20 protein-coding genes are annotated in these 22388 nt (G+C 64.3%); 9 read left to right on the plus strand and 11 right to left on the minus strand.

Going from position 1 to position 22388, the window contains the following annotated elements; genetic code table 11:
* Positions 1-19 precede the first annotated feature (19 nt).
* Positions 20-778 carry an AraC family transcriptional regulator gene (locus tag GGD40_RS22420; RefSeq protein WP_373565414.1) on the minus strand — a complete coding sequence of 253 codons (759 nt, stop codon included), beginning with the start codon at positions 776-778 and terminating at the stop codon, positions 20-22.
* A 157-nt stretch (positions 779-935) separates the two neighbouring features.
* Here GGD40_RS22420 and GGD40_RS22425 point away from each other — a divergent pair, with 157 nt between their 5' ends.
* From GGD40_RS22425 to GGD40_RS22440, 4 genes are all read left to right on the plus strand, one after another.
* The gene (locus GGD40_RS22425; RefSeq protein ID WP_179745133.1) at positions 936-1850 is read left to right on the plus strand and encodes a glutaminase; all 915 of its coding nucleotides are present in this window, start codon (positions 936-938) and stop codon (positions 1848-1850) included.
* Between the two features lie 479 nt (positions 1851-2329).
* On the plus strand, positions 2330-3364 hold the full coding sequence (locus GGD40_RS22430) for a PadR family transcriptional regulator (RefSeq protein WP_257030549.1): 1035 nt from the start codon (positions 2330-2332) through the stop codon (positions 3362-3364).
* Positions 3365-3570: 206 nt separating this feature from the next.
* On the plus strand, positions 3571-4398 hold the full coding sequence (locus GGD40_RS22435) for a siderophore-interacting protein (RefSeq protein WP_179712900.1): 828 nt from the start codon (positions 3571-3573) through the stop codon (positions 4396-4398).
* 102 nt (positions 4399-4500) lie between these two features.
* Positions 4501-5757 (plus strand): MFS transporter, encoded by a 1257-nt coding sequence (locus GGD40_RS22440; protein WP_179745134.1) that lies wholly within the window; start codon positions 4501-4503, stop codon positions 5755-5757.
* A gap of 91 nt (positions 5758-5848) precedes the next feature.
* On the opposite strand, the gene GGD40_RS22445 is transcribed toward GGD40_RS22440, so the two are convergent.
* From GGD40_RS22445 to GGD40_RS22490, 10 genes are all read right to left on the minus strand, one after another.
* The gene (locus GGD40_RS22445) at positions 5849-6934 is read right to left on the minus strand and encodes an AI-2E family transporter (RefSeq protein ID WP_179745135.1); all 1086 of its coding nucleotides are present in this window, start codon (positions 6932-6934) and stop codon (positions 5849-5851) included.
* A gap of 157 nt (positions 6935-7091) precedes the next feature.
* Positions 7092-7334: a CsbD family protein gene (locus GGD40_RS22450; RefSeq protein ID WP_179712894.1), complete on the minus strand. Its 243-nt coding sequence runs from the start codon at positions 7332-7334 to the stop codon at positions 7092-7094.
* A 90-nt stretch (positions 7335-7424) separates the two neighbouring features.
* Positions 7425-7607 (minus strand): CsbD family protein, encoded by a 183-nt coding sequence (locus GGD40_RS22455; RefSeq protein ID WP_035557932.1) that lies wholly within the window; start codon positions 7605-7607, stop codon positions 7425-7427.
* A 303-nt stretch (positions 7608-7910) separates the two neighbouring features.
* Complete coding sequence (locus GGD40_RS22460) at positions 7911-9488, minus strand: helix-turn-helix transcriptional regulator (protein ID WP_179745136.1); 1578 nt, start codon at positions 9486-9488, stop codon at positions 7911-7913.
* Positions 9489-9798: 310 nt separating this feature from the next.
* The gene (locus GGD40_RS22465) at positions 9799-10938 is read right to left on the minus strand and encodes an enoyl-CoA hydratase/isomerase family protein (RefSeq protein WP_179745137.1); all 1140 of its coding nucleotides are present in this window, start codon (positions 10936-10938) and stop codon (positions 9799-9801) included.
* The gene (locus GGD40_RS22470) at positions 10935-11783 is read right to left on the minus strand and encodes an enoyl-CoA hydratase (RefSeq protein ID WP_179745138.1); all 849 of its coding nucleotides are present in this window, start codon (positions 11781-11783) and stop codon (positions 10935-10937) included. Before GGD40_RS22470 ends, GGD40_RS22465 begins: the two co-directional genes overlap by 4 nt.
* Positions 11783-12685: a 3-hydroxyisobutyrate dehydrogenase gene (gene mmsB, locus GGD40_RS22475; protein ID WP_179745139.1), complete on the minus strand. Its 903-nt coding sequence runs from the start codon at positions 12683-12685 to the stop codon at positions 11783-11785. Before mmsB ends, GGD40_RS22470 begins: the two co-directional genes overlap by 1 nt.
* 46 nt (positions 12686-12731) lie before the next feature.
* Entirely contained in the window at positions 12732-14261 is a 1530-nt protein-coding gene (locus tag GGD40_RS22480) for a CoA-acylating methylmalonate-semialdehyde dehydrogenase (protein ID WP_179712884.1), read from the minus strand.
* Between the two features lie 59 nt (positions 14262-14320).
* On the minus strand, positions 14321-16015 hold the full coding sequence (locus tag GGD40_RS22485; protein ID WP_179745140.1) for an AMP-binding protein: 1695 nt from the start codon (positions 16013-16015) through the stop codon (positions 14321-14323).
* A gap of 197 nt (positions 16016-16212) precedes the next feature.
* A complete protein-coding gene (locus GGD40_RS22490) occupies positions 16213-17346 on the minus strand; it encodes an acyl-CoA dehydrogenase (protein WP_179745141.1) in 1134 nt (377 codons plus the stop codon).
* Between the two features lie 245 nt (positions 17347-17591).
* Here GGD40_RS22490 and GGD40_RS22495 point away from each other — a divergent pair, with 245 nt between their 5' ends.
* From GGD40_RS22495 to GGD40_RS36985, 5 genes are all read left to right on the plus strand, one after another.
* Positions 17592-18674 (plus strand): AraC family transcriptional regulator, encoded by a 1083-nt coding sequence (locus GGD40_RS22495; RefSeq protein ID WP_179745142.1) that lies wholly within the window; start codon positions 17592-17594, stop codon positions 18672-18674.
* 172 nt (positions 18675-18846) lie between these two features.
* On the plus strand, positions 18847-20571 hold the full coding sequence (locus GGD40_RS22500) for an NfeD family protein (protein ID WP_179745143.1): 1725 nt from the start codon (positions 18847-18849) through the stop codon (positions 20569-20571).
* Positions 20568-21341, plus strand: a complete 774-nt coding sequence (locus GGD40_RS22505) for a slipin family protein (RefSeq protein WP_179745144.1) — start codon at positions 20568-20570, stop codon at positions 21339-21341. Before GGD40_RS22500 ends, GGD40_RS22505 begins: the two co-directional genes overlap by 4 nt.
* Positions 21342-21494: 153 nt before the next feature.
* On the plus strand, positions 21495-21755 hold the full coding sequence (locus GGD40_RS22510; RefSeq protein WP_179745145.1) for a DUF4148 domain-containing protein: 261 nt from the start codon (positions 21495-21497) through the stop codon (positions 21753-21755).
* Between the two features lie 246 nt (positions 21756-22001).
* A complete protein-coding gene (locus GGD40_RS36985) occupies positions 22002-22379 on the plus strand; it encodes a YaiI/YqxD family protein (protein WP_257030552.1) in 378 nt (125 codons plus the stop codon).
* Positions 22380-22388: the final 9 nt, after the last annotated feature.

The following is a 22388-nucleotide window of genomic DNA, read 5'->3' on the forward strand; positions in this document are numbered from 1 at the left end:
GTCAACCTCAGCGTTCGCGTCAACCCGAGCGGAAATAACGCGCCGGCGTATCGCCGAAAACATCGCGGAACACCGCGATAAACGACGACACATCCTGATAGCCCACATCGAGCGCCACCTGCGTGACGCTGGCACCGGCGCCGAGATGTTCCAGCGCGACCAGCAAGCGCAACTGCTGGCGCCACTGGCCGAAAGTCTGCCCCGTTTCCTTGACGAACAGACGCGCCGCCGTGCGCGCGGTTACGCCCGCGCTCGCGGCTAACTCGTCGAGCACCGCCGACGTTGTCGGATCGGCGCTCAACGCGTCGGCAATCTGCTGGATGCGTGGATCGCGCGGCCAGTTCAAACCGAGCGGCGCAGCGGGCACGCGCGCGAGACGGTCCAGCAGCACTTGCAGAAGGCGTTTGGCGGGTTCGTCGTAGGGTTGGTCGTAGGGCAGTTCGGCGGCGGCGGTCAATAAAGCTTCCACCAACCGATCGGGCCCGATCGCGCCGCTTTGCGACGGCAGCGGCGCGGCGTCCGAGCCGGCGTACAGCGAAATAAACTGCACCGGACGGCTGGCGGACAGGCAGTGCAGCACATCGGGCGTCATCCACACCGCGTGGCCGGGCGGCGCCACCCAACGCCCCGTTTCCGTGCGCACCGTCAGCACCCCTGCGCCGACGTGAATCAACCGCGCGCGCCGATACGCGCGCCAAGGTTCATCCAGCGCGTCATGGCGCTCGCTGACCACGAATGGCGTTGGCTCGACGAGGTCCGGATCGAAAGATTCCATCAGGCGTCCGTTTTGCCCGGTTATGGGGGGAAAGGCAGCAAGATTAGCATAGGCGGTGCGACGACCTGCTCTACGCGTTTGCGACCTCGCCGCGCTTTCCACGCATGCCCCATTCGTGCAGGCTTGCCAGTAGAATCGCGGCTTCAACGGTCCGAGCCCAATGAACTACGCATCCATCCTCGAACAGATTCATTGCGATCTGCAGCCTTATCTGGGCACCGGCAAGGTCGCCGATTACATTCCCGAACTCGCCAACGTTCCTGCCGACAGCTTCGGCATGGCGATCGTGACGGCGTCGGGCGAAGTGTTCCGCACCGGCGAAGCCGACACGCGCTTTTCGATTCAAAGCATCTCCAAGCTGTTCGCCTGCACGATGGCGTTCCGGCTACTCGGCGACGCGCTCTGGCAACGCGTGGGACGCGAGCCGTCCGGCAACGCATTCAACTCACTGGTGCAGCTCGAAGCCGAGCAAGGCAAACCGCGCAATCCGTTCATCAACGCCGGCGCGCTGGTCGTCACCGACGTGTTGTGCCGCCGTTTCGTCCAGGCCGAAACCGCGCTGGTCGAATTCATGCGACGGCTGACCGGCGAAACCGGCATCGACTACGATTCGCGCGTCGCGCAATCGGAGTTGCAGCACGCGCACCGCAACCGCGCGATGGCGCATTTCATGGCGAGCTTCGGCAACATGGAGATGCCGCCGGAGGTGGTGATCGACGCTTACTGCCGTCAATGCGCGATCTCGATGAGTTGCGTCGAGCTCGCGAAAGCGGCGTTGTTTCTCACCAATCACGGCGTGGTGCCGGCTACGGGCGAGCGGATTCTGGATACCAGTTCGGCCAAGCGGCTCTCCGCGTTGATGCTGACATGCGGCACGTATGACGCGGCGGGCGATTTCGTCTATCGGGTCGGCTTGCCGGCGAAAAGCGGCGTGGGCGGCGGGATCGTGGCGGTGCTGCCGGGTGAGATGGCGGTGTGCGTGTGGTCGCCGGGGCTGGATAGCAATGGGAATTCGCTGGCGGGGGTGCTGGCGCTTGAGTGGTTGACCACGTTTACGGGGCAGTCGATTTTTTGATTTTTGTCGAATGTGTGGTGCGTGATTGGCTTCGCCATCACGCACCACACTGTAGCCTTCGCTGTTTTATCTGGCGCGCTTCACCCGTTCCGCCAACATCCTCCGATCCGCCCCCCGTTCGTTCACGTCGTCCTCGAACTCGGTGTAGCCCGAGTTGAATCCATCGATTGTCTAAATGATGCGCCGCCTTTGCGGGCCCGGCGTCCGATAACGCGCGCACCGTCGCGCCGTCAACCTGCCCTGCCTCGCTCCCGCCGCTTACCGCGAACACGTTCGTTGCCCCTGAATTCGTCGATACCACACAGGCAAGCATTCCAGACTGCCTAAGCGACTTCTCGGGACATAAGGGCTGCCTTTTCAATGACATTTCGTCATGTGAGCGGAGCGGCGAAGGGTCGTATCGCAAAAAAGGTGTTTGACAAACTATCTTTAGATATATATCTTACGATGCATCTTAAGACACAAACGGAGTACCCAAGATGCGTCATCATCACCGTTTTTCCCGTTCGCGCAGCGCGGACGACAGTATCCACACCGGCCATGAACGTGCGTCGCTGCATGCGCTGTGGCACGCGTTCACCCGCCAGCTCCCTGAGTATCGCGGTGAACGCGGCGAAGGCTTCGAACGCCGTCGCGGCGATCGGCACGAGTATCAGCGCGACGATCAGGGCCGCGAGCGTCATCACGCGTTTCATGGCGACGAACGCGGTCATCGCGGCCATCACGCCTATGCTGACGAAGCCCACGGCCGCCGCGGGTCGCGTAGCGAAGCGCACGGCCACGATCACGGTCACAGTCACGGCCACCGCGGCCACGACCGCCTCTCACTCCATGCGCTGTGGCACGCGATCGGCGGCCACCATGAACATCGCGGCGGCGGCCGCGGTGGCCGCTTCGGCGGTGGCGGTGGCGCAGGCGGCAGCAGCTTCGGCGGCGACGGCGACGGTTTCCCGCGCGGCCGCAAATTCAGCTCCGACGACCTGCAACTGCTGCTGATGTCGCTGATCGAAGCGCAGCCGAGCCACGGCTACGAGCTGATCAAAGCGCTCGAAACGCGCTCGAACGGCTTCTACACACCCAGCCCCGGCATGGTCTATCCGGCGCTCACGTATCTCGAAGAACTCGGCTACGTGACGGTACAACTGGAAGGCAATCGCAAACGCTACGAATTGTCGGACACGGGCCGCGACTATCTGACCACCAACCGCGACCGCATCGACCTGATGCTCGCGAAGCTGAGTCATTTCGCCCGCAAGATGGATTCGGTGCGTCGCGCGTTTGCCGGCGAAGAACCGGCCGACATCAGCGAAGGCGGCTGGCTGCCCGAGCTGACCGAAGCGCGGCGCAAGCTGAAGAACATGCTGGTGCTGCGCGGCAACGCGTCGGCCGACGAACAGCGCCGCATCGCCGTGATTCTGATGCGCGCGGCGAGAGAAATTGAAAGCGACATCAAGCCCGACAACGCAAGCAACGAGCAGAGCGGCGAACAAAGTGGCGAACAGCCCCCCTCTTGAGATCGCACCGTCCGTCCCCGCAATACGCTTGCCCCGCGAGAAGCCGCCGCCCCGTGCGCGCGCTCGCGTCAACCGACCAACCGCAACCCTGTTGCATCGCACCCGAGCCAGCGTTGAAACGCTAACTCGAATCGATACAACCCTGTTGCATGGGACCCGAGTCAGCGCTGAAGCGCTAACTCGGGTCGACACAGGAGTGACCCTCTATGCTGACCAATGATCACCGAGCCGACCTGACAGTCCAACGCGTACGGCATCCATTGAAGTTCCGTCTGCTGCAGGTCAAGCAGGTGAATGCGCTGACCCCGCACCTGATCCGCGTCACCTTCACGGGCGACGATCTGCACGACTTCGTCTCCGCTTCGTTCGACGACCACATCAAGGTGTTTTTCCCCGAATCCGGCGCAGACCGACCGGCGCTGCCGGAAGCCGGCCCCGACGGCCCAGTGTTCCCGGCCGGCCAGCCACGTCCGACCGCGCGCGATTTCACGCCGCGCCGGTTCGACCGCGAAGCGCGCGAGCTCGACATCGAATTCGCGATGCACGAAGCGGGCCCCGCGGCCACGTGGGCGGCGCAAGCCAAAGTCGGCCAGTATCTCGGCGTCGGCGGGCCGCGCGGTTCGCTGGTGATTCCCACCGGCTTCGACTGGCATCTGCTGATCGGCGACGACACGGCTTTGCCGGCCATCGCTCGCCGCCTGGAGGAACTGCCGGCCGGCACGCGTGCCGCTGCCGTCATCGAAGTGGCCGATCCGTCCGCGCGCATCGAGTTCACCACCCGCGCCGAACTGCATCTGGTCTGGTGCTATCGCAACGAAACAGGCTATCGCGGCGAACCGCTGCTGCAAGCGGTCCGCGAAATCTATCTGCCCGAAGACGGCGAAGGCTACGTGTGGGCCGCCGGCGAATCCGCGACGATGCGCGCGGTTCGCTATCACCTGTGCACCGAACGTGGCGTCGACAAATCGCGCATTCGGGCGGCCAGCTACTGGAAACAGGGCGCCGTGGCGGTTCACGAAAACCTTGATGACTGAGCCAAAGCGCCGCGCAATAATTCGCGCGGCGCTTTGGCATCGAGCGGTGCGCTTCGGACAATAACGCTTCGGAAAACAACAACTACAACGAGGAATCAATCGATGTATTCAATCAGCAGTAAACACGAGCGCCATCTGCTTTGGCTGCTCGCGCTGACGCAGTTCACCATCATCATGGACTTCATGGTGATGATGCCGCTCGGTCCGCAGATCATGCACACCTTCGCGATCACGCCGGCGGCATTCGCCACGGCCGTATCGGCGTATTCGTGGTGTTCGGGTCTGTCGGGGCTGTTCGCGGCAACCTATATCGACCGCTTCGACCGGCGTCGCCTGCTGCTCACCGTGTATGCGCTGTTCGCGCTGTCGAACCTCGCCTGCGCGCTCGCGAGCAGCTTTCCGCTGCTGCTGGCGGCACGAGCCTTTGCGGGCCTCACCGGCGGCGTACTGGGTTCGGTGATCATGGCGATCGTCAGCGACGTGATTCCGGTGAATCGCCGCGGCGCCGCGACCGGCACGATCATGACGGCCTTCTCGCTCGCCGCGATTGCCGGCGTGCCGGCCGGCGTGATGCTAGGGGCGCACTTCAATTGGGCCGCGCCGTTCTTTCTACTGGTGGTGTTGTCGCTCGTGGTCTGGGTGGTCGCCCAGAAGCAGGTGCCGTCGCTTGCCGAGCATTTGAGCCGGCGTCCGCCGCCGCTCGCCGAAGTGCTGCCGGATCTGTGGCGACTCCTGAGCAACCCGCGCCATTTGAACGCGTTCGCGCTGACCCTCGTCATGATGGTCTCGCACATGCTGGTGATTCCGTTCATTTCGCCGGTGCTGGTCGCCAATCACGGTGTAGCGCCCGAGCAGTTGTCCTGGCTGTACATGGCGGGTGGCGCGGCGACGTTCTTCACGTCGCGCCGGGTGGGCCGGCTCGCGGATCGCTACGGCACGCGGCGCGTGTTCCGGGTCATGGCGGTGCTGTCGTTCCTGCCCGTGCTGTTTGTCACACATCTGCCGGATTTGCCGTTCTACGGGCTGGTGCTATTTTTCCCGTTTTTCATGGTCCTGCTGTCCGGGCGGATGGTGCCGATGCAGGCGCTGTTGACCACTGTGCCCGAACCCGCGCGGCGCGGCGCGTTCCTCAGTGCGAACAGCGCGATTCAGGCGCTGAGCATGGGCTGCGGCGCGTGGTTCGGCGGCTTGATGTTGAGCAATTCGCCGACCGGGCGGATCGACGGATACGGCACCGTAGGCATGGTCGCGGTGGCCATCGCGTCGATCGGTTTGTTCTGGGTTTCCCGCGTGCATGGTTCAAAGCATAGTGCGCCGCCGCCGAGCACGTTGCCGGTCGACGCGATCGGCGAAAGTTAATCTGCTGGCCGCTCCGCGCTTCTGGTCCAAAGCATCCAAAGCGCGGAGCGACTCGCTCATCCGGAAGAATCCACAAGACCCACGCAAACCGTCAATCGGTTTTACCCGTCAGCGCACGCCGCGCCGCTTCGCCTTCAGCACGCGAAGCCGAGTAGAAGACCCACGCGCGGCCGATAATGATCTTCAGCATCGCGATCACCGGCACGGCGAGAAAGATCCCCGCCACACCGCCGAGCTGATCGCCGGCCAGCAAGCCGACAATCACCAGAAACGGGCTGACCTCCACCCCTTCGCTCATCAAATACGGATTGAGCACGTAGTCCTGGAACAGCCGGTACAGCACGATAAAAATCACCAACCACAGCAGATGCGGATAGCCGCTGAACACCGCTACCACCAGCGTGATCGCTACCGCGCCTAGCGGCCCGGCGAACGGCACGAACTCCAGCAATCCCGCACTGACCGCGAGCAGAAACGCGTAAGGCACGCCGAGCAGCGAGAACGCGACGCCGTAGCAGATCAACGTAGCCAGCGACAAGAACAGCAACGCTCGCACGTACTTCGACAGCAGCACGTTCAGATCCGTGACGATCTCCTCCCACAACACACGATGCCGGTCCGTCAGCAACGCGAGACACGCGTCGCGCATTTGCGGGCCTTCCTTGATCAACAGGAAGCTCAGGATCGGAATCAGCACGAGATAAATCAGATTGCTCGCCGCATGCATGACGCCGAGGCCGACACTGCGCGCCATCGGCACGGCCTTGTCGGAACCGGTCTCGATCTGGCTACGCACGAAATCCACGATCCGCTCGCGCAACGGCTCAAGAAAATGCGGCAACGGAAGACGATTGGGCACATCGGACTTCATCAGTTCGGGCAGTTGCGCGAACAGATGAGAGGCCTGGTCCTGCAACTGAACGCCGAAGATCGAGCCGACCACCGCGATCATCGCGACCACCACGACGAACACCAGCGCGATCGACGCCACGCGCGGCACGCGCCGCGGCCGGATCCGCTCGACGAGATCGACCATCGGGTAAATCAGGTAGCTGAAGAAGACCGCGAACACGACCACCAGCACAGCGGACGAAGCGGTATAGATAACAAACAGCAGCAGCGCGATCAGAAACGCGGTCCAGACTTTTCTGGCCGTGGAAACGTCGAATCCCAGCATGAACCTTCCTCGAATAGACGATGAGATCCGGCGCCTCGAACGCGCCGGGAGCATCGGACAACCATCGGATCAATCAGGCACCGGCGGGGTGGAAACAGCGAAGCGTGCCGCGCACCGCCGGTGCCGAACGCACCGGGCGGTGCGGCACGCGCAAACGTCACATCAGCTTGCCCAGCAGAAATCCGACGCCGACCGCGATCAATAGCGCGCCGATCGGATTGTTGCGGGCCGTTTCCGCGACGTGGTCGACGCTGTCTCCGTATTTCGCCTGCGCCTTGCCGGCCAGTTGGCGGACTTTGCCTTCGGCTTGCAAATCCACATCGCCGGTGAGGCCGCCGACAGCGTCCTGCACCTTGCCTGCGGCGTCTTTCACGGTCCCTTCGAGCTGGTTGGCATTCATCGTGTTTCTCCTTGAACAGAGTGAGCAGGCGGCCGGCGCCGGTGGGCGGCCGGCCATGACGGCGTCATGTGCCTTCAGTTCGAATTCGACCTAGCGCTTCACGCGATCGCGCACCGCGTCCGCGGCCTCGCCGACCTTCGATTGCACCTTGCCGGCGAGCTTTTCCGCCGCCCCTTCGGCTTGCGTCGTGCGATTGCCCGTGACCTTGCCGATCGCTTCCTTCACGGAGCCCTTGACCTGTTTTGCTGCACCTTCCACGCGATTCTTGTCCATGACGGTTTCCTTGAAAAAGGTTGAGTTGCCAACGCGTTGCCAATCGAACGACGTCGGGCGTGCCCACGGCATTCGATGCAGGATTTCATTGTCCCGGTTCAATGCACCAGACGACAGTCGCGAATGCAGGTGATCGCCTGGTGCATTTGAGCCTCTGCGTTTGAAGCTTTAACCGGCTGCACCCCTGCACCATTTGACAATTCGCCCCGCTTCGGCCCGATCCACTCACACACCAAGCCGAACACCAACAGCACGGTTCATTCCCGGACCGCTTCTCCGGCAAAAAAACCGCTCGAAACCCACTCACGCCCCCTTCGTCCCCTTCCTGCGCGGCGCACTCCCCTGCGCGAGTCCAAAATGTCCGCGAGTCTGCGCCCACACAATCGCCTCGCCGCGACTATGCACGTCGAGCTTCGCGTAAATCGTGGCGACGTGGTTACGCACCGTGTTCGGCGCCAACCCCAGTTCCCGCGCAATCTCCTTGTCCGCGAGACCGCCGCACAGGCAGGCGAACACGTCGCGCTCGCGGGCGGTCAGATCGGCGAGATGGCCACCCGCGTCGGGTGCATTCGCACGCCGCACGTTGACGAGCTTTTCGATCAAGGTCTGGCTGAACCACGAGGCGTCCTGCATGACGGTTTCGATCGCGGTCACCAGTTCCATTTCGGAGCGCTTGCGCTCGGTGATATCGAGCAAGGTCATCAACACGCAGTCCTTGCCGTGAATGCTGACCGCCTCCGCCGACACCAGGCAGTTCAGCATCTCGCCACCGTGGCTCTTCACCAGAAATTCGACGTTGCGCAAGCTGCCGGACTCGACCAGCGCCGCGCTGATCCGCGCGCAGGCGTCGTCGGTCCAGAGCGGGCTCTGATCGAGCGGCTTGCCGAGCAATTCCTCGGATCCGAAGCCGGTGGTCGCGGTAAACGCGTCGTTGATATCGAGCGTGGTGTAGTCGTCGGCGACGAAGAGCGCGGTGGATACCGGCGTCATCCTGAACGACTTCTCGAAGCGTTCCTCGCTCTGGCGCAGCGCGCTTTCCGCGCGTTTGCGCGGTTCCAGATCCATGAACGTGAACAGCATGCAGGCCTCCTCGCCGATATCGATCGGCTGGCCGGCCACCACCACGAACTTGGTGCCACCTTCGGGCAGGCGCAGCAACGCCTCCATCTGCGGAATGGTCGCGCCTTCGCTGAGGCGTTCGATCGCGAGTTCACGTTTTTCAGCGCCTTCGAACACGTCGAGTTCGTACACCGAGCGGCCGATCACGTCCTCGCGCGCATGGCCGGTCATCTCCAGAAAGCCGAGGTTGACCTTGATGTAGCGCTGGTCGCTCAACCGGCAGATCACCGCCGGCGCAGGATTCGCGTTGAAGGTCTTTTCGAAGCGCTTCTCGGCGCTCGCCCATTCGCTGGCGTCGTGCAGAATCAGCGCGAGACAGTCGGGCTCGCCGCGCGCATTGGTCAGCACGAGGCTGCGCACGCGGTGCACCCAGTTCACTTCGTCGTCGTGCGCGGGAAAAACTTCGACCACCACATCGCTGAAGCACTCGCCCGCGACCACACGCTCGATCGGATAACTGCCTTCCGGCAGCGGATGGTTATTGCGGTAGCGCAGCCTGAAGCGTTCGCGGTACTCGGTGACGTCGGCGCCCAGTTGCGCGACTTCGGTGATGCCGTGCATCTCCAGCGCGGCCTGATTGGCCCAGACGATGGTCTGATCCGGCTCGACGAGAATCACGCCCTCGGTGAGCCCGGTGATGATCTGCTGCAACTGGCGACGATCGGTCTGCGAGCGCAGCACTTTGTCGTCGGGCGGCGGGGCGTCGTCCGAAGCGGGAGATTGCACCAGTGGCGCCGGTGCAGCGGAAGTCGTGTCGGTCATTATGATTTTTGCGCGCGCGAACCGTGCGCGATAGCCTGTCCAGACCGCAGAATCGCCGAAATCGCGGCGTTATGCCAATAGCCAATGCACCAGGCGGTCTGATGCAAGTGCACCAGGTGCAGGAGGGACAGGCCGGTCGCGTGGGCAAACCGGCAAACTTCACGCTTTTTCCGGCTCCGATACGGGCAAACTTCAGGACGAGCCGGTAGAAAGTACGAATACGGTGCCATTGCAGCGCCGTCAGGTGGATTCACGCGTTATTCCGCGGCGCCGACCGGCGCCGCGTCAAAACTTGTCGAATCGCGCTCCGCTAAGCCCCCAACGCAACCAGCGGATGCGCCTCGCGCTTCCACGGCGAAGCCAGAAAATGCCGGACCCGCTCAGGCCGCACTTCAGCCAGTGTGGCCGGCGCCCAGCGCGGCTTGCGATCTTTATCGATCAATTGCGCCCGCACGCCTTCGCAGAAGTCGCCCTCGTCGATCACGCGTTTGACGATGCCCAATTCCATCCGGAAGCACTCGGCGAGCGTCATCTGCCGGCCGCGCAGCAGCGCCTCGCGCGTCACGTACAGCATGGTGGGCGAATGGCCGGTGAGCGCGTCGTAGGTGGCCTGCAACCATTGCCTGACCTCGCGCGGCGGCTCACGCTCCAGATCGTGGCGCAACGTCGCGACCATTCGCTCGATGCTCGAGCGCCGATCGAAGTGCCGCAAGATCAGTTGCGTGAACGGCCCCACCGCCGCGTGCGGAATGATGTTGCACGGCGGTTCGAAGACGCCGCGCAACGCGGCGAGCAGATCGCCGTCGTGCGGCATGCGCTGCAGGCGCTCTTCGAAGGTAGCGAGCCATTCCGCCGGCACGCACAGATCGGCGAGCTGCAGGCGCAATGCATCCGCACCGGACAGCGTCGCGCCGGTCAGGCCGACATACAACGCCAGTTCCGTCGGCATCACGCCCAGAAAGTGCGTCGCGCCGACATCGGGCAGAAAGCCGATGCGCGTCTCCGGCATCGCGATCTTGCTGCGCTCGGTGACGATACGCAGCCGCGCCGCCTGGCCGAGGCCCATGCCGCCGCCCATCGTCACCCCGTCGAGCAGCGCGACCACCGGCTTCGGAAACGTATGCAGCGCGTAGTCGATCCGGTATTCGTCGACGAAGAACGCGAGCCAGCGGCTGTCGGCGTTTTTCGCCAGCTTTTGCACTTCGCGCACGTCGCCGCCGGCGCAAAAGCCTTTGGCGCCCGCGCCCTTCAGCACGAGCGCGACGATGCCGTCGTCGCTGCGGCAATGTTCGACCAGCACCGCGAGCTCGCGCACCATGGCGTGCGACAGCGCATTGAGCGCAGCCGGCCGGTTCAGCGTGACGATCGCCACGCGGTTGACGACGCGAAACAGAATCTCGCGTTCCGCTTCGACTTGCGTGTCGAGGGCGGCGCTTTGCACGGCGCTCATCGATTCGTCTCCTGCACGGCTTGAGCGGCACGAGCGGCGTGGTCCGAAGAGTGATCGCCCGGCTGCCCCTGCGCCACCGCCCAACGCGGTGCGCGTTTTTCGAGGAACGCGTTGACTCCTTCGCGCTGATCTGCACCGTCGAACAGATCGACGAAACGCTCGCGCTCCAGCGCCAACGCCGCCGAGCGCGGCACGCCGTTGCGCCCCTGATGAATCAACGTCTTGCTGAAGCCGACCGCTTGCGGGCTCAGATTCGCGACCCGCGCCGCCATGCTCAGTGCGGCCTCGCGCGCGGCGCCTTTCTCGACGACTTCCTCGACCAGACCGATCCGCAACGCGGTCGCCGCGTCGACGCGTTCGCCCGTCAGGATCATCCGCTTGGCCCAGCCTTCGCCGACCAGCCACGGCAGCGTCTGCGTGCCGCAACCGCAAGGCAGCAAACCGACCGCGGTCTCGGGCAAGGCCAGCAACGCGTGCTGTTCCGCGATGCGGATATCGCACGCCAACGCGCATTCGAGTCCGCCGCCCATCGCGTAGCCGTTGATCGCCGCGATCACCACCGGCCGCGCGTTCTGCAAGGTTTCGAACGCCGCGCCGAAGCGCGCCGCCGCGGTGCGCGCGACTTCGCGGTTACCGTCGGCGAAAGTGTTCAGATCGGCGCCCGCGCTAAAAAACTTGGGGCCGTCGCCGGTAATCACGATGGCTCGCACGCGAGCCTCGACGTTCAATCGCTCGACCGTCTGCTGCAATTGCAGCAAGCCCTCGGGCGTGAACGCGTTGGCGGGCGGCCGCTTCAGCGTCAGCAGCGCGACGGCGCCGTCGTGCGCGTAATCGAGTTCGATCATTACGCGTCCCCGTCCTTGCTGTCGTTGCGATACAACTTGATCACGGCGGAAAAGTCGAGACGTCCCGCGCCTTTCGTGCTCATCGTTTGATAGAGCTGCTGCGCGAGCGCGCCGAGATACACCGGCTGACGCGCGCTTCGGGCGGCGTCGGTGGCGAGGCCCAGGTCCTTGAGCATCAGATCGGTGCCGAAGCCGCCCGTATAACCGCGTGTGGACGGCGCGGTTTCGATCACGCCCGGCATCGGGTTATACGTGTCGGAACTCCAGCAGCGCCCCGTCGACGTATTGATGATGCCGCCCAGCACCTTCGCGTCGATACCGAGCGCTTCGCCGAGCGACATCGCCTCCGCGACGCCCGCCATCGTGATACCGAGCACGAGGTTATTGCAGATCTTCGCGACCTGGCCGGTGCCGGTGTCGCCGCAATGGACGATGTTCTTGCCCATGGCCGACAGCACCGGCTTGACCTGCTCATACGCGCTGGCGCTGCCGCCCACCATGAAGGTCAGCGTGCCGGCCGCCGCGCCGCCGGTGCCGCCCGACACGGGCGCATCGACGAACCGATTGCCGTGCTGCGCCGCGAGTTCGGCGAAGGCCTTCACGCTGACCGGATCGATCGTGCTCGAATCGATGATCGTCACGCCTTTGGCGATGCCCGCGAACACGCCGTCGGCTGCGGTAAGCACGCTGCGCACATGCGCGGCGGCCGGCAGCATCGTGATCACGCATTCCATGTCCGTCACCGCCGCTTGCGGCGACGCGGCGGCTTTCGCGCCGGCGTCGACCAGCGCCTGCACCGCTTGCGCGTTGAGGTCGAACACATTGACCGTGTGGCCGGCTTTCAGCAGGTTGTGCGCCATCGGCGCGCCCATGTTGCCGAGTCCGATGAAAGCTATTTTCATAATGTCGTCTCCGTGTGTTCGCGTGATCGCCTGGTCAATTAAGCGCTCAGCGCAGGCTGATGGTCGTGTTGACGCCGTCGTTGACGGTGTCGTCGTCGAACCAGCGGGCCGTGACGGTCTTGGTCTGCGTGTAGAACTGCACGACCTGTTTGCCGTACGGGCCGAGATCGCCGAGCTTCGAGCCGCGCGAACCGGTAAAGCTGAAGAACGGCACCGGCACCGGAATCGGAATGTTGATGCCGACCTGGCCGATGTCAATTTCGCTCTGGAACTTGCGCGCCGCCGCGCCGCTCTGCGTGAAGAGGCCGACGCCATTGCCGAACGGATTGCGGTTGACGAGCGCGATCGCGTCGTCGAGCGTGGCGGCGTTCAGAATCACGAGCACCGGTCCGAAGATTTCCTGCGTGTAGATCTGCATCTCGGTCGTGACGTCGGTGAACACCGTCGGGCCGATGAAGTTGCCCTGCTCGTAGCCGGGCACCTTCACGTCGCGACCGTCGAGCGCGAGCGTGGCGCCTTCTTTCACGCCCGCTTCGATCAGACCGAGAACGCGTTGCTTCGCCGCGCGCGAGACCACCGGGCCGACATCGGTATTCGGCTCGCTGCCCGCGTTGACCTTGAGCGTTTTCGCCTTCGCGACGATCTCCGGCACCCACTGCTGCGCCGCGCCCACCAGCACGACAACCGAGGTCGCCATGCAACGCTGCCCGGCCGCGCCGAAGCCGGCGCCGGCCAGCGCGTTCAGGGTTTGCTCACGGTTCGCGTCGGGCAGCACCACGGCGTGGTTCTTCGCGCCCATCATCGATTGCACGCGCTTGCCGTGTTCGCTGCCGAGGCGGTACACGTGTGTGCCGACCGCCGTCGAGCCGACGAACGACACCGCTTTGATCAGCTCATGCGTGCACAGCGCGTCGACCACGTCCTTGCCGCCGTGCACGACGTTCAGCACGCCCTTCGGAATGCCAGCCTGCAGCGCGAGTTCGACCAGTTGCATGGTCGACATCGGGTCCTGTTCGGACGGTTTCAGCACGAAGGTATTGCCGCAGACGATCGCCATCGGGAACATCCACAGCGGGATCATGGCGGGGAAATTGAACGGCGTAATGCCGGCGCACACGCCGATCGGTTGACGCAGCGTGTACGTATCCACGCCGCCCGCCACGTTTTCCGCGAATTCGCCCTGCTGCAAGCTGCCGATCGAGCACGCATGCTCGACCACTTCCAGACCGCGGAAGATATCGCCTTCGGCATCCGGAATCGTCTTGCCCTGTTCGGCGCTCAAGGTCTTCGCGATGCGCGGCATGTTCTCGCGGATCAGCGCCTGGTACTTCAGCATGATGCGCATGCGGGCGCCGATCGGCGTGTCCTTCCACGTCTTGAACGCGGCGTGCGCGGAGCTGATCGCCTCGTTAACTTCCGCGGCGGTGGCGAACGGCACGCGCGCCAGCACCTCCTGCGTGGCCGGGTTGACGATATCGCGCCATTCAGTGGTCTTCGATTCGACGAACTCGCCGTTGATCAGCAACTTGACGGTGGCCACTTCGTGCGCCGCCTGGTTCGAAGCAATTGCGTTCATGCTGAAACTCCTGTGCAGTGGCCGCGCGGCGGCCGGGCAGTAACTGGGAATGAAAAAAATCAACGCAGGTCCGGGAAATCCTCTTCCCAGTACTCGTCCGGCAGGCGCGCGGGTTCGGCTTCGCGCTCCATTTCGCGGCGCCGCAACTCGACGCGGCGAATCTTGCCGGAGATGGTTTTCGGCAGCTCGCTGAATTGCAGACGGCGAATCCGCTTGTACGGCGCGAGCTTTTCGCGCGAAAACGCGAACACGGCACGCGCGAGTTCCGGGCCGGCTTCGTAGCCTTGGCGCACGGTGACGAATGCTTTGGGGACGGAGAGACGCAGTGCGTCGGCGCTGGGCACCACGGCGGCCTCGCCGATCGCTTCGTGTTCGATCAGCACGCTTTCGAGTTCGAACGGGCTCAGTCGATAGTCGGACGATTTGAAAACGTCGTCGGCACGGCCGACATAGACGTAGTAGCCGTCGTCGCGGCGCAATGCGACATCGGACGTGCGGTAGAAACCGTTGCGCATGGCTTGCGCGGTGGCGTCGGCGTTATTGGCGTAGCCGGTCATCAGGCCGAGCGGACGCGCGCCGTTGAGCGGCAGCGCGATTTCGCCTTCGGTGACGAGTTGATCGTCGGCGTCGACCAGTTCGATTTTGTAGCCGGGCAACGGACGTCCCATCGATCCGGCCACCACTGGTTGTCCCGGCGAGTTGCCGATCTGGCAGGTCGTTTCGGTCTGGCCGAAGCCGTCGCGTATCGTAATGCCCCACGCGTGCTTCACGCGTTCGATGATCTCCGGATTCAACGGCTCGCCCGCGCCGACGATCTCGCGCAGCTTGACCGGATAATCGGTCAGAGGCTCCTGCACCAGCATGCGCCAGACGGTGGGCGGCGCGCACAGCGTGGTGACGTTGAAACGCACCAGCACGTTCAGCGTGTCTTTCGGCACGAAGCGCGGGAAGTTGAACACGAACACGCAGGCCTGCGCATTCCACGGCGCGAAGAAGCAGCTCCACGCGTGCTTGGCCCAACCCGGCGAGCTGATGTTCCAGTGGATGTCGTTCGGTTGCAGGCCGATCCAGTACATGGTCGACAGATGCCCGACCGGATAGCTTTGATGCGTATGTTCGACCAGCTTCGGCTTCGACGTCGTGCCCGACGTGAAGTACAGCAACAGCGGATCGGTGGCGAGCGTGACGCCCTGCGGGGTGAATTGCGGCGACGCTTCGTAGGCTGCGGCAAGATCGAGCCAGCCGTCGCGCGGAGCGCCGGCCGAAATGCGTGTGAGCGGCACGTCGAGCGTGTCGAATTTGCTCAACTCCGCGCTGTCGACCACCACGAATTTTGCACCGCCGATCTGCACGCGATCGCGCACGTCGTCGGCTGACAACTGCGTGGTGGCGGGCAGCACGATCGCGCCGAGTTTCATCGCGGCGAGCATCACGTCCCATAGTTCGACGCGGTTCGGCAGCATCAGCAGCAAGCGGTCGCCGCGGCCCACGCCGACACTGCGCAGGTAGTTCGCCATGCGCGAAGAGCGCTCCGACATCTGCGCATACGACAGGCGCAGACCGCCGCCGGTTGGGTCGTCGACGATCCACAGCGCCGGGTTGTGATTGTCGCGCGCGATCACGTCGAAATAGTCCAGCGCCCAGTTGAACTCGCCCAACGCCGGCCACGTGAATTCGCGGTACGCCCGGTCGTAGTCGGTTCGATGGCGCAGTAGGAAGTCACGCGCGTCGAAGAAACCTTTCGCTGCCGTCATCGTCGTCTCCTGTGTCGACCCGGGTTAGCGGTGGGCGCTGACTCGGGTCGCATTGGTGGCGCGCTATGCGCTCCGTTTTTTTGGCTTTGCTGCGTTGCTGCTTTGTTTCTTTGCCGCTTTACACTCATGCACCGGCTTCCTCGCGCGTCGGCTCCGCGGTCAAACTATTTTGCGCTCAAACGCGGTCTGCCTCGCGTTTAAACATTGCGCGCGATCACCATACGCTGCACTTCGCTGGTTCCTTCGTAAATCTGCGTGATGCGGGCATCGCGATAGTGACGCTCCACGGCATAGTCTTCCAGATAGCCGTAGCCGCCGTGAATCTGGATCGCCTTCGAACAGATCTGCTCGGCCGCTTCCGACGCGAACAGTTTCGCCTGCGACGCCTCCGACAAACACGGCAACCCTTCCGTGCGCAAGCGTGCCGCGTGGTGCACCAGCAAGCGCGCGGCGTTCAATTGCGTGGTCATGTCGGCGAGCATGGAAGCGATGGCCTGGTGATCCTTGATCGCCTTGCCGAACTGCATGCGTTCGCTCGCATAGAGGCGCGCGGCGTCGAACGCGGCCCGTGCAATGCCGACCGCCTGCGCGGCAATACCAATGCGCCCGCCTTCGAGATTCGACAGCGCGATGCGCAAGCCCTCGCCCGGTTCGCCGAGCAGGTTCTCTTCCGGCACCGCGCAATCGTCGAGCGAGATCGGGCAGGTGTCGGACGCGCGAATGCCGAGCTTGTGCTCCGGCTTGCCGACGTTGAAGCCCGGCGTATCGGTCGGCACGATGAAGGCCGACAAACCACGCTTGCCGAGCTCGGGATCGGTGACGGCGAACACGATCGCGATATCGGCGCGCGAGCCGTTGGTCACGAACTGCTTGCTGCCGTTGAGGATCCACTTGCCGTCCTGCAGCACGGCGCGGGTGCGCAGATTGTTCGCCTCGGAACCCGCCTGCGGCTCGGTCAGACAGAACGCGCCGATACTGCGGCCGGTCGCGAGATCTTGCAGATAGCGGTCTTTCTGCGCCTGGGTGCCGAACTTGAGAATCGGCCCGCAGCCGACCGAGTTGTGCACGCTCATCAGCGTGGCGCACGACGCGCAGCCGGCCGCGATCTCTTCGATCGCGAGCGCGTAGGCCACGTAGTCGGTGTACGAGCCGCCCCATTCCGCCGGCACGATCATGCCGAGCAAACCGAGCTCGCCCATCTGCGTGACGACCTCCGCAGGCAGTTGCGCTTCGCGGTCCCATTGCGCCGCGTGCGGCGCGAGTTGTTCGGTGGCGAAGTCACGCGCGGCGTCGCGGATCATTCGTTGGTCTTCGGTATAGAAGCTGTCCATGGCGCTCGATCCTGTCTGGTCCGTCTGATCGCGGTGAAGAGCCCGTCTCCTGGGTCGCCCGCGATCTCATAAAGGATAAGTGTAGGCAAGCCGCTGGACAGGTTCGATGCTCAGCCCGATCATTCTGGGTGAGCGCATTTGCCATACTGATACTATGCAAGCCCGATTCGAGCCGCAATTTCAAGGGCTTGGCGAATCGTCACAAGGAAAATGTTGAGCGCTTTTGCCAGCTTGAGCAGACTCGGATGAAAAACGACAAGGGCACGATTTCCGTCAGCATGGTCGGGGAAACCCTGGCGCTGGCGCGCGCGAGCGGCTTCGACGCGCTGCCGCTGGCCGAAGCAACCGGCATCGCGGCGGCGCTGCTCGCCTCACCGAAGAGCCGCGTGTCGGCTGCGCAATACGGCGCGCTGTGGGCCGGCATCGCGCGCGCATTGGACGACGAGTTTTTCGGCCAGGATTCGCGTCGCATGAAAAGCGGCAGCTTCATCGCGATGACGCAGACCGCGCTGACCGCGCGCAACGGCGCGCAGGCACTCGCGCGGGCGGTCGGTTTCATGCGGCTGGTGCTCGACGATCTCGGCGCGCGCATCGAAACCGATGCGCAACGCGTGAGGCTGCGTTTCGTCGAGCGTGAGGGCGCCGCGCCGCCGGCCATGTTTGCCTATGCGACGTGGTTCATCCTCGTTTATGGGCTGCTGTGCTGGCTGGTCGGACGGCGTATTCCGTTGTTCGAAGCGCGTTTTCGCTGCGCCGAACCGCCCGCCGCGCGCGAATACCGGCTGATTTTCTGCGACGAGATGCGCTTCGATCAGGCCGAGTCTTATGTCGATCTGTCGCCCGCGTTTCTCGAACTGCCCATCATTCAGACGACGAAATCGGTCAAGCCGTTTCTACGCGACGCGCCCGGCAGTTTTATCGTCAAGTACCGCAACGCGGGTTCGCTCGCGGCGCGCGTGCGCAAGATGCTGCGCGCGCTGCCGATGTCCGGCTGGCCCGCCGCCGACCGGATGGCCGGGCGGCTGAACGTCGCCGAGGCGACCATGCGGCGGCATCTGAAACAGGAAGGCTATACGTATCAGTCGATCAAGGACGACCTGCGGCGCGACATCGCGATCGGCGAGTTGCAGGACACCGACCGCACGATTGCGGATATTGCCGCGTCGGTGGGGTTTGCCGAGCCGAGCGCGTTTCATCGCGCGTTTCGGAAGTGGACGGGTATGCGGCCGACTGATTATCGGCCGGTGGGGGGTGGCGCTGCGCCGGCTACTGCGACTGCTGCGGCTGCTGCGACTGCTGCGGCTGCGGCTGTTAAGGCGAGTCGGTGAGTGCGGTTACGGCGGCTAAGGCGATGAAGGCTCTAAAGCCCGCAGGCACGGCACGCGGCGATTTCACGCGGCGCGCGGAATCGGACTAAGCTGTAAGCAGCAGGCCTGCCTTACCAGAGGGTTCGGCCCGCGCCGCTCGCATCCTGTCGACCCGGCGCGGCAGCCGTCAGCGATGAGCACGTATCCGCGTCTCCCGTTCCGGCAGTCCGGCTCGCGTATGCCGCTTATCCGTGGCGGTGTCGTGAGCCGGTTGATGCGCGGCATGACCGCGCTCGGCGTGCTTTTGGCCATCGGGTTCGCATCGTGCGAAGCGGTGGCGCCGTTGCGGGCCGAAGCGGCGGTGGCGCCCGGCAGCGTAGTGGTGATTCCAGTGGATGGCGCGATCGGTCCGGCAAGTGCGGACTTCATCGTGCGCAGCCTGCAACGCGCCGCCGAGCAGCACGCGCAACTCGCCGTGCTGCAACTCGATACGCCCGGCGGGCTCGATACGTCGATGCGGCAGATCATCAAGGCGATTCTCGCGTCGCCGGTGCCGGTGGCCACGTTTATTGCGCCGAGCGGCGCGCGGGCCGCGAGTGCCGGGACGTATATCGTCTATGCGAGCCATATCGCGGCAATGGCGCCGGGGACCAACCTCGGCGCGGCGACGCCGATTCAGATGGGCATGGGCGGTGCGGAGCCGCCGGCGGGTGGCGGAATGCCGGGGTTGCCGGGTGCTGGTGCTGGTGCTGGTGCTGGTGCTGGTGCTGGTGCTGGTGCTGGTGCTGGTTCAACAGGTGCCAGCGGCACATCAAGCGCGTCCGCCGCTGCCACCGCTAGCGCCAGCACCCTCCCCCTCGACACCCAATCGACCGAACTCCGTAAGCAGGTTCACGACGCCGCCGCCTACATCCGCGGCCTCGCGCAAATGCGCGGGCGCAACGCCGACTGGGCCGAGCGCGCGGTACGCGAAGCCGTCAGCCTGTCGGCCGCGGAAGCCCTCGCGCAACACGTGGTCGACCTGAACGCGCGCGACCTCCCCGACCTGCTGCGCCAGCTCGACGGCCGCAAGGTCACCACCCGCAGCGGCGACGTCACGCTCGACACCGCGCACGCCCCGATCGTCACACTCGAAGCCGACTGGCGCAGCCGCTTCCTCGCCGTCATCACCGATCCCAATGTGGCGCTGGTCCTGCTGATGATCGGCATGTACGGCCTGTTCTTCGAATTCGCCAACCCGGGTTTCGTGCTGCCGGGCGTGGTCGGCGCGATCAGTCTGCTGATCGGCCTGTTCGCGATGCAGATGCTGCCGGTCAATTACGTCGGCCTCGGTCTGATCTTTCTCGGCATCGCGTTTCTGATCGGCGAGGCGTTCCTGCCGACCTTCGGCTCGCTCGGTTTCGGCGGCGTGGTCGCGTTCGTGATCGGCGCGTTGATGCTGATCGATACCGACGTGCCCGGCTACGGCATTCCACTGCCGATGATCGCCGCCGTCGTCGTGTTCAGCGTGCTGTTCGTGCTCGGCGTGTCGCGGCTTGCATTGCGCGCGCGACGGCGGCCGGTGGTGACGGGAGCGGAAGCGTTGATCGGCAGTATCGGTGTGGTGCTCGATGGCGGTTTGCTGCCGGAGAGCCCGGCTGAAAACGCTGCTGGAAGCGCAGCCGGAAGCGCAGTTGGGAACGCAATCGAAAGTCCAACGGGAAGCGCGGTCAGCAACGCGACCGCCGCCGGCACCATCCTCGAAACCACCACCGCCCACGCCCCGCTCGCCGGCTGGGCGCAGGTGCATGGCGAGCGCTGGCGGGTGTCCAGCGTGGCCCCGGTCGCGGCGGGCCACACCGTGCGGGTCATCGCGCGGCGCGGCCTGACGCTCACCGTGGTGCCAACGGAAGGGCGACAACAAGGAGAACGCTCATGATCGGTTTCACATTCGGCTTCACCTGCATTCTGATTCTGCTGGTGGCCGCGCTGATTGCTTCATCGATACGGATTTTTCGCGAGTACGAACGCGGTGTCGTGTTCATGCTCGGGCGCTTCTGGAAGGTCAAGGGACCGGGCCTGGTGCTGATCATCCCGATCGTGCAGCAGGCGGTGCGCATGGATCTGCGCACGGTCGTCTTCGACGTGCCGCCGCAGGACGTGATCACGCGCGACAACGTCTCGGTGAAGGTCAACGCAGTGGTGTATTTCCGCGTCGTCGATCCGGAGAAGGCAGTGATTCAGGTGGCGCGTTACTTCGAGGCGACCAGCCAGTTATCGCAAACCACGCTGCGCGCGGTGCTCGGCAAACACGAACTCGACGAACTGCTAGCCGATCGCGAGCAACTCAACGCCGACATCCAGAAAGTGCTCGACGCGCAGACCGACGCGTGGGGCATCAAGGTGTCGATCGTCGAGATCAAGCACGTGGACATCAATGAAACGATGATTCGCGCGATCGCCCGGCAGGCCGAAGCCGAGCGCGAGCGGCGCGCCAAGGTGATTCACGCGGAAGGCGAATTGCAGGCCTCGCAGCATCTGCTGGAAGCGGCGCAGACGCTGGCGCAGCAGCCACAGGCCATGCAACTGCGCTATCTGCAAACCCTCACGACGATCGCCGCCGACAAGAATTCGACGATTGTGTTTCCGTTGCCGATCGATCTGTTGAGCGCGGTGCTGGATCGCTTCAGCAAGCCGTCGGGGTCGTAGTTGGCTTCATAAGTGGCTTCATAAGCGGCGGTGCCGTGAGACCCCGATTGAGCCGCGAAGTGAAACGGTGCATTGCCTTCAATCGCCTTACTCGATGTGGAGGGCAAAACTAGAATAGGAGGATTGTTTTTAACCGCTCCCTGGGAGCTCGTCATGAAAATTGCATCTCTGGTTGGACTCGGCGCGTTGTTGATCGCCGTGAGTATGAGCAGCGCGATCGCGCAGACTTCGGCTCGCGCCAATGATCCGTCCGCGCCGAAAACGCGTGCCGAGGTCCGGGCCGATCTCGCCGAATGGCGCGCCGCCGGATACGATCCGCTCGACTGGATCGACTATCCGAACAACGCGCAGCGCGCGGGGCGCATCGTCGCGGCACGGCGCGCGCAAGCGGCCGGCGGGACGATGACGCAGTAAGCGGCGCTCACGCCGTCACGCGGCATGCCGGGCCGCCCGCGACTGCAACGGTCGTGGGCGTTGTGGGTCTGGCGTGTCTCTGTTCTCCGCTTGTTCCGCTTGTTTACGTCCACCTCCGCTCTCCGCACGCCCCACGCCCCACGCCCCACGCCCCACAACATCGTAAATCCGCTTGCCGCGCCGCCTCGCTCGCTGGCAAGGTATCATCTCGCCCCTTCGACACACCCCGCAGTGGGAATCCGCACGATGCCAATCTGGGTTGACGCCGACGCCTGTCCGGTCGTGATCAAGGAAATGCTGTACCGCGCCGCGCGCCGCACCGGCATGACGCTGACATTGGTCGCCAATTCGTTTCTACGTGTGCCGCCGTCGCCGCTGATCCGCGCGATCCAGGTGCCGGCCGGTTTCGACGCCGCCGACGATTGGATCGCCGAACGCGTCGTCGCGGGCGATCTCGTGATTACCGCCGACATTCCGCTCGCCGCCGTCAATCGTGATTACAATCCGGCCGTAGTGCTGCCGTGCAGCCGCGGCACCGACGCAACAGCCACGCAAACAACGCGACGCCAAACCGCATCGCCCGTTTTCAGCCTCACCGCCTCAACCACAAGAAACGCTTTCTGAACGACGAGA

Source organism: Paraburkholderia bryophila, from assembly GCF_013409255.1.
Lineage (GTDB): Bacteria > Pseudomonadota > Gammaproteobacteria > Burkholderiales > Burkholderiaceae > Paraburkholderia.

Bases quoted from the DNA above. Each gene is read 5' to 3' on its own strand.
- GGD40_RS22450 (WP_179712894.1), bottom strand. From the start codon at position 7,334: ATGAATGCCAACCAGCTCGAAGGGACCGTGAAAGACGCCGCAGGCAAG.
- mmsB (WP_179745139.1), bottom strand. From the start codon at position 12,685: ATGAAAATAGCTTTCATCGGACTCGGCAACATGGGCGCGCCGATGGCG.
- GGD40_RS22440 (WP_179745134.1), top strand. From the start codon at position 4,501: ATGTATTCAATCAGCAGTAAACACGAGCGCCATCTGCTTTGGCTGCTC.
- GGD40_RS22435 (WP_179712900.1), top strand. From the start codon at position 3,571: ATGCTGACCAATGATCACCGAGCCGACCTGACAGTCCAACGCGTACGG.
- GGD40_RS22460 (WP_179745136.1), bottom strand. From the start codon at position 9,488: ATGACCGACACGACTTCCGCTGCACCGGCGCCACTGGTGCAATCTCCC.
- GGD40_RS22455 (WP_035557932.1), bottom strand. From the start codon at position 7,607: ATGGACAAGAATCGCGTGGAAGGTGCAGCAAAACAGGTCAAGGGCTCC.
- GGD40_RS22485 (WP_179745140.1), bottom strand. From the start codon at position 16,015: ATGACGGCAGCGAAAGGTTTCTTCGACGCGCGTGACTTCCTACTGCGC.
- GGD40_RS22470 (WP_179745138.1), bottom strand. From the start codon at position 11,783: ATGATCGAACTCGATTACGCGCACGACGGCGCCGTCGCGCTGCTGACG.
- GGD40_RS22430 (WP_257030549.1), top strand. From the start codon at position 2,330: ATGCGTCATCATCACCGTTTTTCCCGTTCGCGCAGCGCGGACGACAGT.
- GGD40_RS22495 (WP_179745142.1), top strand. From the start codon at position 17,592: ATGAAAAACGACAAGGGCACGATTTCCGTCAGCATGGTCGGGGAAACC.
- GGD40_RS22465 (WP_179745137.1), bottom strand. From the start codon at position 10,938: ATGAGCGCCGTGCAAAGCGCCGCCCTCGACACGCAAGTCGAAGCGGAA.
- GGD40_RS36985 (WP_257030552.1), top strand. From the start codon at position 22,002: ATGCCAATCTGGGTTGACGCCGACGCCTGTCCGGTCGTGATCAAGGAA.
- GGD40_RS22445 (WP_179745135.1), bottom strand. From the start codon at position 6,934: ATGCTGGGATTCGACGTTTCCACGGCCAGAAAAGTCTGGACCGCGTTT.
- GGD40_RS22480 (WP_179712884.1), bottom strand. From the start codon at position 14,261: ATGAACGCAATTGCTTCGAACCAGGCGGCGCACGAAGTGGCCACCGTC.
- GGD40_RS22425 (WP_179745133.1), top strand. From the start codon at position 936: ATGAACTACGCATCCATCCTCGAACAGATTCATTGCGATCTGCAGCCT.
- GGD40_RS22500 (WP_179745143.1), top strand. From the start codon at position 18,847: ATGAGCACGTATCCGCGTCTCCCGTTCCGGCAGTCCGGCTCGCGTATG.
- GGD40_RS22510 (WP_179745145.1), top strand. From the start codon at position 21,495: ATGAAAATTGCATCTCTGGTTGGACTCGGCGCGTTGTTGATCGCCGTG.
- GGD40_RS22490 (WP_179745141.1), bottom strand. From the start codon at position 17,346: ATGGACAGCTTCTATACCGAAGACCAACGAATGATCCGCGACGCCGCG.
- GGD40_RS22505 (WP_179745144.1), top strand. From the start codon at position 20,568: ATGATCGGTTTCACATTCGGCTTCACCTGCATTCTGATTCTGCTGGTG.